General features: G+C 63.6%; 12 protein-coding genes. 4 read left to right on the plus strand and 8 right to left on the minus strand.

Annotated features, from left to right (window positions below; translation table 11 throughout):
* Nucleotides 1-53: 53 nt before the first annotated feature.
* Nucleotides 54-3,416 (minus strand): TonB-dependent receptor, encoded by a 3,363-nt coding sequence (locus Q0L48_RS06340; RefSeq protein ID WP_296718578.1) that lies wholly within the window; start codon nucleotides 3,414-3,416, stop codon nucleotides 54-56.
* 359 nt (nucleotides 3,417-3,775) lie between these two features.
* Nucleotides 3,776-4,240 carry a PleD family two-component system response regulator gene (locus Q0L48_RS06345; protein ID WP_296718579.1) on the minus strand — a complete coding sequence of 155 codons (465 nt, stop codon included), beginning with the start codon at nucleotides 4,238-4,240 and terminating at the stop codon, nucleotides 3,776-3,778.
* 151 nt (nucleotides 4,241-4,391) lie between these two features.
* On the opposite strand from Q0L48_RS06345, the gene Q0L48_RS06350 reads away from it, so the two are divergent.
* Both Q0L48_RS06350 and trxB read left to right on the plus strand, forming a co-directional pair.
* Nucleotides 4,392-5,207 (plus strand): tyrosine-protein phosphatase, encoded by an 816-nt coding sequence (locus tag Q0L48_RS06350; RefSeq protein WP_296718582.1) that lies wholly within the window; start codon nucleotides 4,392-4,394, stop codon nucleotides 5,205-5,207.
* A 61-nt stretch (nucleotides 5,208-5,268) separates the two neighbouring features.
* The gene (gene trxB, locus Q0L48_RS06355) at nucleotides 5,269-6,246 is read left to right on the plus strand and encodes a thioredoxin-disulfide reductase (RefSeq protein ID WP_296718583.1); all 978 of its coding nucleotides are present in this window, start codon (nucleotides 5,269-5,271) and stop codon (nucleotides 6,244-6,246) included.
* A 19-nt stretch (nucleotides 6,247-6,265) separates the two neighbouring features.
* Here trxB and Q0L48_RS06360 read toward each other — a convergent pair whose 3' ends face one another.
* From Q0L48_RS06360 to Q0L48_RS06370, 3 genes are all read right to left on the minus strand, one after another.
* Nucleotides 6,266-6,694 carry an MAPEG family protein gene (locus Q0L48_RS06360; RefSeq protein ID WP_296718585.1) on the minus strand — a complete coding sequence of 143 codons (429 nt, stop codon included), beginning with the start codon at nucleotides 6,692-6,694 and terminating at the stop codon, nucleotides 6,266-6,268.
* 10 nt (nucleotides 6,695-6,704) lie between these two features.
* Nucleotides 6,705-7,160 carry an MAPEG family protein gene (locus Q0L48_RS06365; RefSeq protein WP_296718588.1) on the minus strand — a complete coding sequence of 152 codons (456 nt, stop codon included), beginning with the start codon at nucleotides 7,158-7,160 and terminating at the stop codon, nucleotides 6,705-6,707.
* Nucleotides 7,161-7,228: 68 nt separating this feature from the next.
* Nucleotides 7,229-7,621: a MerR family transcriptional regulator gene (locus Q0L48_RS06370; protein ID WP_296718591.1), complete on the minus strand. Its 393-nt coding sequence runs from the start codon at nucleotides 7,619-7,621 to the stop codon at nucleotides 7,229-7,231.
* Between the two features lie 74 nt (nucleotides 7,622-7,695).
* On the opposite strand from Q0L48_RS06370, the gene Q0L48_RS06375 reads away from it, so the two are divergent.
* Complete coding sequence (locus Q0L48_RS06375) at nucleotides 7,696-8,442, plus strand: MauE/DoxX family redox-associated membrane protein (RefSeq protein WP_296718594.1); 747 nt, start codon at nucleotides 7,696-7,698, stop codon at nucleotides 8,440-8,442.
* On the opposite strand, the gene Q0L48_RS06380 is transcribed toward Q0L48_RS06375, so the two are convergent.
* The 3 genes from Q0L48_RS06380 to Q0L48_RS06390 all read right to left on the minus strand — a co-directional run bounded on the left by Q0L48_RS06380 (nucleotide 8,439) and on the right by Q0L48_RS06390 (nucleotide 11,323).
* Nucleotides 8,439-9,077 carry a class I SAM-dependent methyltransferase gene (locus tag Q0L48_RS06380; protein ID WP_296718595.1) on the minus strand — a complete coding sequence of 213 codons (639 nt, stop codon included), beginning with the start codon at nucleotides 9,075-9,077 and terminating at the stop codon, nucleotides 8,439-8,441. The genes Q0L48_RS06375 and Q0L48_RS06380 overlap by 4 nt on opposite strands.
* Complete coding sequence (locus Q0L48_RS06385) at nucleotides 9,077-10,291, minus strand: DUF3419 family protein (RefSeq protein WP_296718597.1); 1,215 nt, start codon at nucleotides 10,289-10,291, stop codon at nucleotides 9,077-9,079. Before Q0L48_RS06385 ends, Q0L48_RS06380 begins: the two co-directional genes overlap by 1 nt.
* 78 nt (nucleotides 10,292-10,369) lie before the next feature.
* Entirely contained in the window at nucleotides 10,370-11,323 is a 954-nt protein-coding gene (locus tag Q0L48_RS06390) for a threonine/serine dehydratase (RefSeq protein ID WP_296718599.1), read from the minus strand.
* 229 nt (nucleotides 11,324-11,552) lie between these two features.
* On the opposite strand from Q0L48_RS06390, the gene Q0L48_RS06395 reads away from it, so the two are divergent.
* Nucleotides 11,553-12,791 carry a saccharopine dehydrogenase family protein gene (locus tag Q0L48_RS06395; protein WP_296718601.1) on the plus strand — a complete coding sequence of 413 codons (1,239 nt, stop codon included), beginning with the start codon at nucleotides 11,553-11,555 and terminating at the stop codon, nucleotides 12,789-12,791.
* The last annotated feature ends 12 nt before the right edge of the window (nucleotides 12,792-12,803 follow it).

The following is a 12,803-nucleotide window of genomic DNA, read 5'->3' on the forward strand; positions in this document are numbered from 1 at the left end:
CGGCGGAGCAGCATATGCCGCCCCGCCGCTGTTCGTGAGCCGCAGGTGCCCGATTACATCGAGGCGCGCACCCCGAGGAAGAAGAACGTGCCCACCGGGCTGACCGGGAAGGCCTGTTCGGTGATGAAGGGCAGGCGGTTGAAGATGTTGTTCACCCCGCCATACACTTCGAACCTGTCGCTCGCTTCGTAGCTGAAGGCGATGTCATGAATGAAGGCGTTGCTCGCCAAGCCGTTCTCGGGTGAGAAGGTGTCCTGCCCGGTGGTGCCGACTTCCTCGATTTCGACGCCGCGAAGGCCCTGACTGTCGAGGAAAGTGGTCGACCAGGTCAAGGCCAGCCCCTTCCAGTCCCAGGTCAGCGAGCCGCGACCGGCCCATTCCGGACGCTGGATTTCGCCGAGTTCCGGATCGACCAGAGTCGGATCGCCCGGATCGAAGAAGTTGTTGAGCTTCTCGACCCATGTCCCGGTTGCGTTGAGGGTGAAGCCATGCTCGCCCAGATCGAAACCATACCGCAGCGCGGCTTCGATCCCGGAAGTTTCCTGCCGCGCGAAGTTGACCGAGGTCTGACGCAGGAAGGTGAAGCCGCCGGTGTTGGGGTTGCGTGTGACGAGATCGCAGAACCCGTTTTGCACCGACGCGCTGTCCACGCAGTTATCGACAATGTCCTGCGCTGCGACGGCATTGATCGCGTCGTCGATTTCGATGTTGTAGTAATCGACGCTCATCGCGAGGCCCGGAAGGAATGTCGGCGTGATCTGCGCGCCGACTGTCCATGTGGTGGCGGTTTCTTCCTGCAGATCGCGGTTGCCGCTGACCGAACCCGAAAAACGCGCGGTGAGCGGATCGACATAGGCATAGGAACCGGTCCCCAGCGTCGGATCGAAGCCGATGCCTTGGAAAAACGCGGTGCAGTTGGCCTGCCGCAGTGCGGGATCGGCGGCGGTTGCCAGATTGTTGACATCGCACGGATCGAACGGCCGGAAGAACGCACCCTGTTCCGGGTTGAACAACTCGTTGATGTTCGGCGCGCGCACCGCAACCGCATAGGTTCCGCGGAACAGGATGTCGCGGCTCGGGGCGTAGAGCGCGCCGACGTTCCAGGTGAAGGTGCCGCCGACAGTCGAATAGTCCGAGTAACGCGCCGCACCGCTCACCTCGAGCGTTTCGGCAAACGGCATTCCGGCGAGGATCGGCACGCGGACTTCGCCGAACACATCGTACACCGTGAATTCGCCGCCGGCGTTGTTGAGAGTAGTGGCCGGATCGAACACCAGCGAGTTCTGGGCAAACCCGAGATCGCGCAGAAGATCGCCTTCATTGGCATCGGGGGTGGTGACGGGAATGATCCCGATCGCAAGCGGATCGAAGTTGGAACGGCTCTTTTCCTCGCGGAATTCGAAGCCCGTGGCAAAGCCGATGGGGCCGCCCGGCAGCTCAAGGAACGCGCCGGTATCGCCGGTAAAGATCATGTCGAACACCATCTGTTCGAGCGAGAACCGGTTGACGGTGGTCGTGGTGATGAAGTCGATCGCCTCCTGACTGATCGCACCCACGCCGCCGAGCACGTTGGCAGGGCGGCACTGGCCATCGCCAGGGTTGAAGGTGAAGAAGCCCGGATCGCCTGCCGGAATGCCGAACGGCGTCGTCGCCGGTGCCGTCGGGTCGATGTCCGAACGGCAGATCGGCTGGCCGCCGGGTCCGGTCACCACGTCGATTGCCGCAAAGAACCGGTCCATGATCACGCGGTTGGCATCGAAGCTGGTCTGGTCGAACTTCCCGTAATTGCCGCTGATCTCATAGCTGAAGTGATCGGTGATGGCACCGCGCAACCCGGCGACGAAGCGCATGGTCTCGAATTCGTTGCGGTTGCGGTTGGGGCCGAGATCCGCCGGGTCGCGGGTCAGATACAGGCCTTGTTGCACCCCATCGCCGAAGAACAGCTCACCGACAAAGGGTTGCAGATCGGGGGTGATGAAGGGGTTGTCAGCCCGGATCGTCAGCAGATCGTAGAAAGTGTTGGGCTGGGCCTGGAACTCGGACGAGTTCGAGACATACTTGCCTTCGAAAAAGAATTGGGCCTCGGATGAAATCTCGAAGCTGAGGTTGGCGTTGACCGACCAGCGCTCGCTTTCGGGGATCAGCGAGTTGACGTTGAAGTTGTTCTGGATGCCCGGGCCGCCGAACTGGTTGAACAGGCCGGTGATCTGGCCGTCCTCATAAACCGACAAGGTGCCATCGGGATTGATGTTGGCGCAGCCGCCTGCAAGGCCGAAGGCGCCGTTATTGAAAGTGCTGTTGAAGCCGACCGAGGATTCAAGGCAGTCGGGAACGCCATTGCCGTTGATGTCCGGCCCGTCCGACAGGCCGATATCGCCCGGCGCAACCACGCCGCCTGCCGATGACAGTGAGAAGCGCGGATTGCGCGCGATGAAGCGCCGCGGGGCATTGGTCGCCCGGTCGATCAGGGCGAGCTCTGCCGGGGTCAGGTTGGGATTGGTCCCGAACTCGTTGAAAAAGCGCTGAGTGAAGGTGTCGGCATTCGGGATCGGGAACCCGGTGGGGAACCCGGCCGCACCGACGGCGAAGAAGTCGCGGAAATTGGGCGTATCGGCGCCGATGTCTCCGGCTTGGAAGCGCAGCGCCGGGTTGTCGTAATCATCGGCAATGCCATTATCGCGCGAAAAGCCGCGATCGCCGAACTGCAATTCGTCATTGCGGGCATATTCGCCCGAGATGGTGATGTTGCCGCGTCCGTCGGCGAAGTTGGCGCCCCAGGTCAGGTCGCCATTGATGCGCCACGCGTCGCCTTCGGAGGAAATGCCGGTCTGGATGTTGGCTTGCAGCCCTTCGAAATCATCGCGCAGCACGAAGTTGACCACGCCCGTCACCGCGTCCGCACCGTAGATCGACGAAGCGCCGCCGGTCAGCACCTCCACCCGCTCGATCAGGGCCGAGGGGATCGAGTTGATGTCGACCGCCTGCTCGCCTGCGACGCCGGAAACGTGACGTTTGCCGTTGACCAGCACCAGTGTGCGGTTCGAACCAAGCCCGCGCAAGTTAAGGATAGACTGGCCGACCGCTTCGGAAAACACGCCGTCGATCGAGCCTTCGGACGAAGTCGAGGTCGAGAGCGAGGGGATGTCGCGCAGGGTGTCGACCACATCCGATGTGCCGGAGCGTTGCAGCTCTTCGGCGGTCACCGAAATGATCGGGGCGGCAGAGCCGATGTTAGGATCACGCGCGATGCGCGAGCCGGTGACGACAATCTGACCCTCGTCCGGCTGGGCGCTGGCAGCATCGTCGCCCACGGAATCCTGAGCCTGCGCGACCGCAGGAACGAAGGCGGAAACGAGTATCGCTGCAGCAAGCGCGGAAAGCGACGAGGTCTGGCGGGCATGTGTCGAATAACGCATTGAGTGTCCTCACTTAGGAAGTCCAATAATCACCGCACCAACAGTCGTGTTTGCGACTTGAGGCGGGTCATGATTTCAAGCCACGAGTTCACGGGTAAATCCCGCGAGCACTGGTGTGGCTCGATATTGGTTCTTCCTGCGCGAGGAGCGGTCGGGGCTTTTGTCCCTCTGCCTTTGTGCGCCTCTTACTGTTACAGCCGAAAGTTATTGCGACTGATTTCGGCAAGCTGACCTAGTTTGTGGCTTTTCACAACCCGCCGCGCGTCTTGCCCGCCCCGGCACAGGTTTTTGCGCCGATAGTGTCACCCATACGCAACATTGATGCCCGCAGCGTTCGGCTGGTTGTTTGAAGCGCGCGCCTAAAGCACGCGCCGCCGCATTTCGGCGCGCGCCTGCGGTGCAACGCCGCTCTCGATGGCGAGTGCGGTCTTCAGATCGACATGGCGCGGCCGATTGCCGCGCAGCTTGATGAGCCGGGCGACCCGGCGCACCAGCAGTTCCGGATCGAACGGTTTGCGGATGAAGTCCTGCGCGCCGGCATAGATCGCCTGCGCCTCGTCCGCTTCGCCGCTCATCGCGGTGAACATGATCACCGGCAGATCGTACAGGTGGGCCGACTGCCGCAAACGGCGCAGCAGCGTCAGTCCCGACTCGCCCGGCATGGTCTGGTCGAGCAGCAGGATGTCGGGTCGCTTCTGGCGCGCGCATTGCCATGCCGCCTCGGCGCTGGTCACCCAGCCGCAGGCATGACCGGCATCCATCAGCACCTCGCTGGCGAGTTCGGCGACAAGCTCGTCATCGTCGGCAATCAGGATCCGGGCCATGGAATAGTGCTTTCGTTAGCTTACGTTCGGCTTCCCGATTAACCGTGTTGTGCTCAAAGCGGCCTTGGCGCGGCCCTTAGCATTTCCCCCTAGCTAACGGGCACGGCCACCGCCTTGCCCCGGTGGTGCGGCCCTGCCAGTGTCGCCGACGATGATTCGCGAAAATTCCAGCACCGCTGCCGAGGCACCCGCCATCGGCCCATTCCTGCCGACCGAGGGCATTCACAATCTGCGCGATTACGGCGGCTATGCCGTGCCGGGCGAGGGCAGGGTGCAGACCGGCGTGCTGTTCCGTTCGGGCCAGCATATGGAGGCTAGCGACGCGGACCTGGAAACACTCGACCGGCTCGACATCCGCACGATCATCGACCTGCGCGGAGCAAGCGAGCGGGCGGGCTTCCCCTGCCGCCGCCACCCGCGCTTTGCTGCCGAAGTGATCGCGTATGAGGGCGAAACCAGCAATTCGCCGCCGCATGAAGGCGGGGGCGGGCAGTTGGTCATGACCCCGCAGAAGGCGCGCGAGCGGATGCTGGCGGTTTATACGCGGATGCCGGTAAACCCGGCGATGATCGCGATGTTCACCCGCTATTTCGCCGCGTTGGACGAACGGGACGGAGGTAGTCTGGTGCACTGTTTCGCCGGCAAGGATCGCACCGGAATCGCGGCGAGCCTGCTGCTCCACGTGCTCGGCGTCCACCGCGACGATGTGGTGGCCGAATTCCTGCGCACCAACGACGCACCTTCGCGCCATGTGCTGGAACGCCAGTCTCTCCCGAGGATGCAGGAGCATTACGGCACGATCGAGCCCGAGGCGCTGCACAACCTGATGGGTGTGCTGCCCGAATATATCGAGACCTATTTTGCCGAGGTGACGCGCGACCATGGGTCGCTCGATGCCTATCTGGCCACAAGATTAGGTGTGGACGAGGCAAGGAAAGAACGCCTGCGGGCGCGGCTGGTGGCGTGACAATCGCGATGCTGCACCCCATATCGTCGGCACCATCATTGACGGATTGAAGAGACGGACCATGGCCACGCACCACACCAAGATGCTCATCATCGGCTCCGGCCCGGCAGGGTACTCGGCGGCGATCTATGCCGCGCGCGCCATGCTGGAACCGATCGTGGTGCAGGGCCTTCAGCCCGGCGGTCAGCTGACCATCACCACCGATGTCGAGAACTACCCCGGTTTCCGCGATGTGGTGCAGGGCCCGTGGCTGATGCAGGAGATGCAGGCGCAGGCCGAACATGTCGGCACACGCATGATGTGGGACACCATCGTTTCGGTCGATCTGGAGAACGGCCCGCCGTTCCGCGCCATCGGCGACAGCGGCGATGAATATATCGGCGAAACGCTCGTGATCTGCACCGGCGCGCAGGCCAAGTGGCTGGGCGCTCCGGGCGAGATGGAACTGGGCGGCAAGGGCGTTTCGGCCTGCGCCACGTGCGACGGGTTCTTCTATCGCGGCAAGAAGGTGGCGGTGATCGGCGGCGGGAACACTGCGGTTGAGGAAGCGCTCTATCTCACCAACCATTCCGACGACGTCACCCTGATTCATCGCCGCGACAGCCTGCGGGCCGAGAAGATCCTGCAGGAACGCCTGTTCAACAATCCCAAGATCAGCGTGTTGTGGAACAAGGCGGTGGAAAGCTTCGAGGCGGGCGAGAACGGGATGCTCCACCATCTCGCGCTGACCGATACGGCAACGGGCGAGGCATCGACCATCAAGGTCGACGGCGCGTTTGTCGCCATCGGCCACGCGCCCGCGACCGAATTGTTCAAGGGCAAGCTGTCGATGGATGATAGCGGTTATCTGCTGACCGAACCCGGCACGCCCAAGACAGTGATCCCCGGCGTGTTCGCGGCCGGTGACGTGACCGACCATGTCTACCGGCAGGCGGTAACGGCTGCGGGAATGGGCTGCATGGCTGCGCTAGATGGCGAGCGCTTCCTTGCCGCGCGCGCCCACAGCGCGGTTGCGGAACAGGCCGAAGCGGCGGAGTGATCCGCCGCCTCGGGCGTTGCTAGAACACTGCGATGGCCGCGTGCAGGATCAGCGCCATCAGCACCAGCGATGACAGAGCGTAAAGCGCAAACCGGATGATCACCCGATTGATCGTTGCCTGCACAAGACTGTGCGCGACCCGCAACCCCACATAAGCCCAGGCGAGCATGGTGTTGAGCCCGTCGCCCTGTCCGATGATCGCCAGCACGATTGCGACCGCATAGAACAGCGTCGGCGCTTCGTGCAGGTGGTTGTAGTTGTCGGCTTTCCAGCTGACGGTGTCGGGCAGCTTGGCGCGCAGGCTCGCCCCTTCGCCGCCGACCAGGTTCTTGGCGTCGATCCCCGCCTTGTTCATCGCCGGGATGCGGGTGGCGTACATCCACAGCCACATCACCATGGTCCATGCCAGCAGCACGACCACCGGTTGCAGAATATCCATTCCGATCATGATATTGTCCTTATACGGGAAGCGCGGAAGGGTCGGCCAGCAGTGTCGCCATGACAGCCCGCACCGCCAGCACGATCAGCGCGATGGTGCTGATGAGGAACAGCCCGAACCGCACCGGAATGGCGTTGACCAGAATTTGCCACAGCGAGTGCACGATCCGCAGGGCCACGTAGACCCAGGCCAGCGCCACATCGATTGCGCCCGGGCCCATCAGGGCGAGGATCAGCACGGTCGCATAGAACAACGTCGGCTGCTCGTGCAGATGGGTGTGATTATGCGCGGGCCAGTTGGCCTTGTCGGGGATCACGCCTTCCAGATCATTGCCGCGTGCGCCCTGCTTGCCGGTCAGCGCGGATTTGTCCGCCAATTTGGCAACCGCCCCGAACCGCGCCGGAATGATCCACAACAACACGATCAGCGTCCAAACCACCAGAACGGCGGCGGGCGCGAGCATTTGCGCTTGCATCGATTGGTCCCCTGTCGATTGCCTCGCGCGATTACCTGCGAGAGCCGCGAAGGATTGTCAATTGCAACCTATCCCGGCCGGGCCGCCTGCTCGCTGAACGCGGCGATGATCGGGCAGGGGCCGCCGGCTCCCGCTGCGCAGGCATCCGCCAGCGTCACCAGCGCGGCGCGCATTGTCTGGAGCGTGGCGATCCGTTCGTCGAGCGCGGCGATCCGCGTGGTTGCGAGCCCGAGAGCCGCGCTCCGGTCGGACCGGTCGAGCGCCAGCAGCGTGCCGATCTCGTCGAGCGTGAACCCTGCCGTCTGTGCCGCGCGGATCGATCGCAGCCGTTCGAGGTCCGCGCGCGCATATCGCCGGGGACCATCGGCGCGCGGCGGTTCCGGCAGCAATCCCTTGCGCTGGTAGAAGCGGATTGTCTCGACATTCACACCGCCCGCGCGGGCCAGATCACCGATCTTCATTTTGCCTCTTGAAACCGTACTATGGTACGGAACCTATATAGGGGGCGACACAAGGCCACAAGGGACCGAACGCCATGACCGCGCCAGACAAGACCGCTGCCCTCCACCGTATGGTGATGGGCGATCACATCTGTCCCTACGGGCTGAAGGCGAAGCACCTGCTGCGCAAGAACGGCTACAGCGTCGAGGATCACCATCTGACGACCCGCGCCGAGACCGACGCCTTCAAGCAGCGGCATGATGTCGCCACCACGCCGCAGACCTTCATCGACGGGAAGCGGATCGGTGGCTATGACGATCTGCGCCGCCACCTCGGGCTGACTGTGGCTGATCCCAAGGCGACCAGTTATCGCCCCGTCGCCGCATTGTTCGCAATGACCGCCCTGATGGCGATGGCGACCGGAATCGCAGCGGATGGCACGGTGCTGAGCATCCGTGTGGCCGAATGGTTCATCGCCTTCAGCATGTGCGTGCTGGCGCTGCTGAAGCTCCAGAATGTCGACCGGTTCGCTACGATGTTCCTCAATTACGACCTGCTGGCCCAGCGCTGGGTGCCCTATGCCACCATCTATCCGTTTGCCGAAGGCTTGGCCGGGGTGCTGATGGTGGCGGGCGTGCTGCATTGGGTGTCGATCCCGGTCGCGCTGTTCATCGGCACCATCGGCGCGGTCTCGGTGTTCAAGGCGGTCTATATCGACCGGCGCGAGCTGAAATGCGCCTGCGTCGGCGGCGACAGCAATGTGCCACTGGGGTTCGTGTCGCTGACCGAGAACCTGATGATGATCGGCATGGCGCTGTGGATGCTCTCGACCTCCATTTAGCCGGCGCGCAGCACGTGCAGCTGGAAATAGCCCAGCCCGCCGCGCTGGCTCGTCAGCGTCAAACCGTGCTCGCTTGCCTGCCGCGCCGCGACCTGCGGAAGGGTGCTGCGCGCGGCGACGTGGAATTTTGCCAGCCACGCGTGCAGCAGCCGCCGCAGCGGTCCGGGCACACCGCCAAGGTCGCCGAAATCGACCACGTGCAATTCGCCGCCGGGCGCCAGATGCCGCGCTGCGTGCGCAAAGGCACCTTCCCAGTCGGGTATCATCGATAGCGAATAGGACAGCACCACGCGTTCGAACGCGGGCTCTCCCAGCAGCGCAGGCGCATCGAAGGCGCAGGCATCGCCTTCGACCAGCCGCGCCTCCGCCCCCAAGGTTGCGCGCGCGTTCTTGAGCATTTCGGCCGAGATATCTAGGCCGTACAGCTTTACCCCCGGCCACGCCTTGCCGATCTTGGCAAGGTTGCGGCCCGTCCCGCAGGCGATTTCCAGCACCCGCATTCCCGGCTGCGCATCCAGCCCCGCGATCAGCGTGTCCCGCCCGAACAGGTAGTATTTGCGGGTGAGATCATAGATGTGCCGCTGCCCACGATAGACCTCGTCCATCAATGCGGCATGACCCGTTGCCGAAGCCATCAGGCCAGCTCGTACACGTGGACGCCGCCATAGATCGACGAACGATCGCGGCGGGTGCAATCGGCGGAAACCTGATCGAGATAGCGCCACTGCGACAGGATCGCATCATCCAGTCGGCCCGGTAGCAGGCTCGGCTCGGCAGCGGTGCGGAACAGCACCCGCGCGCCGGGGCGGCTGGCGCGGGTGATCTTGCTCCACAAATCGTCGAGCTGCGCATTGTTCATCCAGTCCTGCGCATCAAGCAGTACGAAACGGTCCATGCTCGCTTCGTCGCGGCTGCCGATCCAGCCCACCATGTTGGCGCGGGTGACGTCGAGCCGCTCCACCCGCTCCTTGATCGCCTCCCAGTTGGCGCGCTGGAGATAGGGCGGCAGCGGCGCGCCCTCGGCCCGGCTGTATCCGCGCCCGAAGGCCTGCCACGCGAAGTAGTTGTCCTTCACCTCGAAATCGCAGGCGAGTTTCTCCAGCCGTCGCCGCAGCACCTCGGCCATGCGTTCGTCGCCCGCCAGATGATCGAACTGCGCGGGCGGAATGCCGAGCCCGAACAGCGATGCGGGCTGATCGGTCAGCCAGCGGATGAACTTCTTCTCGAACACCGGGGCCAGCTCGCGTTCGAACACTTCGCGCTGTTCCTCCAGCGTCGATGCCGTGAGCACCTTGCCCAGATCGATCTTGTAAAGCTTGGCAAAGACGTGCGCCAAACCGATGAAATTGCCGAGCAATCCCTTCCGGTAAATGCCGCGCGTGAAGTATGAGATGCGCCGCCGCCCGCGTATGTCGCGCTTTTCCCAATAGGCGCGGCTTTCCGGGTCGAGATGCGGGGCGATCATCTCGCGATAGACCGCCGCGTTCTCCTTGTGATCGGCGTGCGCGAAGAAGCGGTGGAACCGTTCGTAATTGGGCAAGTGGCGGATCGCCGCGATCTTGAGCTTGCCCAGCGCAACATGCGCGTGGTTGAGGTCGACTGCAGTCACGCTTTCCGGGTTCGCTGTCAGATAGGACAGCGCGTTGCAACTGCCGCTGGCGATGCACATCAGGCGGCTGTCGGGCTGTATATCCAGTCCTTCCATATCCACCACCGGGTCTTCCCAGATCTGGGCATAGACCAGCCCCTTGAACGCGAGCGCGAACGCCTTGTCGAGCAGCTTGTCGCCAAGCCTCACGTCCTTGCGGATCACCGCATCCTCGATAATCCGCTTTGCCTGAGTTGCCATGCGACCCCTGTCCTTACGTAACGTCAGGCTGCGGCCATATGGCCCCAGCATGTCGGCAATGTGACGGTTTCCACAGGCTCAATCATGGCCCGCGATTGTTGCCGCGAACGCTGCCGGATCGGCATTGCCGCCGGTCAGCATGATGACGGTGTCCGCATCGACCGGCACCTTGCCCGCCAGCGCCGCGGCCAGCGCCGCCGCGCCGCCGGGTTCGACCACCAGCCGCAGGTTGGCAAAGGCGAACCGCTGGGCGGCACGCACTTCGGCGTCGGTCACGGCGACACCCGGTTCGGAGCGGCCCTGTAACAATCCGAGGTTGAGCGGCTTGGTCGCATTGGGTTGCAGCGCATCGCAGATCGTCTTCGGCGCATCGGGCGCGGTGTGGACGATCTCGCCGGCGGCGAGCGATTGGCCGACCATGTCCCAGCCGACGGGCTCGACCGGGTGGATTCTGGCTGTCGGCGCGCCCAGCGCGAGGCCCGCCGCCAGCCCCCCGCCGCCGCAGCAGGCGATGATCCGGCTCGGCGCACGGCCAAGCTGGGCTGCGGCCTCGATTGCCGCGCTGCCTTGCCCTTCGATCACCCACGGATCACCGAAGGCATGGACCAGCGTGCCGCCGCGTTCCGCAATCAGCTTGGCGGCCACCTCGTCACGATCCTCACCTGGCCGTTCGTACAGCACCACCTCGGCCCCCAGCGCCTTGGTGTTCGCCAGCTTCACCTGCGGCGCATCGCGCGGCATGACGATCGCGGCGCGGATGCCCAGCCGCTTTGCCGCCCACGCCACGCCTTGCGCATGGTTGCCCGATGACACCGCGACCACACCGGCCGCGCGCTCCGCTTCCGTCAGGTTCACCAGCCGCCACCACGCGCCCCTGATCTTGAACGCGCCGATGGGTTGCAGGTTGTCGGCCTTCACCCACGCCTGAACGCCGCCGATCTCCACCGGCAGCAGAGGGGTGGGGGGCAGGATATCGGCCACGGCCTTCGCGGCGGCGATCACGCCTGCGTTTGTCGGGATACGTTCATTCATGAGGGCGCGGACCTAGCTGTAGGAGACACATGAGACACAGTCCAGAAGCAGAAAACCGGCCGCCGCGCAAAGCTTCTCCTGTCGGCGTCGCAGGCGGGGCAGGGCGGGCGCGGTAACGCATTCGTGCATCCTTGCGCATCATCACTCTGTAGGAAACGCGGATCATTTGTCCCGTGAGCCGCGTTAGACTAAGCGCAGCGCAAGATTCGCATTACGAAAGGTTCCTAGGATGTCGGCAGCAAACTCCAGCCCCGAACGCAAACCCGTACTCGTCATCGGAGCGGGCGGGGTCAGCTCGGTCTGCGTTCACAAGATGGCGTTCAACCCGGACATCTTCCCCGAAATCCATCTCGCCAGCCGCACCAAATCCAAATGCGATGCGATTGCCGCCAGCGTGAAGGAACGCTGCGGGCGCGACGTCGCTACTTACGAGATCGACGCCGAGGAAGTCCCGGCAATGGTCAACCTGATCCGCAAGACCGGCGCGGGCCTCGTGGTGAACCTCGCGCTGCCGTATCAGGATTTGCCGATCATGGACGCCTGCCTGGAGGCGGGCGTCGATTACCTCGACACCGCGAATTACGAGCCCAAGGACGAGGCCAAGTTCGAATATCACTGGCAGTGGGCCTATCAGGATCGCTACAAGGATGCCGGACTGATGGCGCTGCTGGGGTCAGGCTTTGATCCGGGCGTCACATCCGTGTTCACCATGTGGCTCAAGAAGCATAAGCTGAAGACCATCCGCCAGCTCGACATTCTCGATTGCAACGGCGGCGATCACGGCCAGCATTTCGCGACCAACTTCAACCCGGAAATCAACATCCGCGAAGTGACCGCGCCCGCACGCCACTGGGAGAACGGCGAGTGGGTTGAAACCCCGGCGATGCAGGTCAGGACCGAGTTCGATTTCGAAGCGGTCGGCAAGAAGAACGCCTATCTGATGTATCACGAGGAGCTGGAAAGCCTCGCCAGGTTCGTCCCCGAACTGGAGCGTGCGCGGTTCTGGATGACCTTCGGCGATCAGTACATCACCCACCTCACCGTGCTTCAGAATGTCGGCATGACCAGCATCGAGCCGGTGAAGTATCAGGGCCGCGACATCATCCCGCTGCAATTCCTCGCCGCTGTGCTGCCCAAGCCGGAATCGCTGGGCGAGACGACCAAGGGCAACACCAATATCGGCGTGATCGCGACTGGCGAAGCGCTGGATGGTTCGGGCGAGAAGACGTTCTACATCAAGAACATCTGCTCGCATGAGGCGGCTTACGAGGAAACGGGCAATCAGGCTGTTTCGTACACCACGGGCGTGCCCGCGATGATCGGCGCGGCGATGATGGTGCGCGGTGACTGGCGCGGGGAGGGCGTGTTCAACATCGAACAGCTCGATCCCGATCCCTTCATGGACATGCTCAACGCCCACGGCCTGCCGTGGACGGTCGAGGAAATGGACGGGCCGGTCGGGTTTTGAGCCTTGCTGCAG

Origin of the sequence: Erythrobacter sp. (assembly GCF_024305245.1) — a bacterium.
In the GTDB taxonomy this organism is placed as follows: Bacteria; Pseudomonadota; Alphaproteobacteria; order Sphingomonadales; family Sphingomonadaceae; genus Erythrobacter.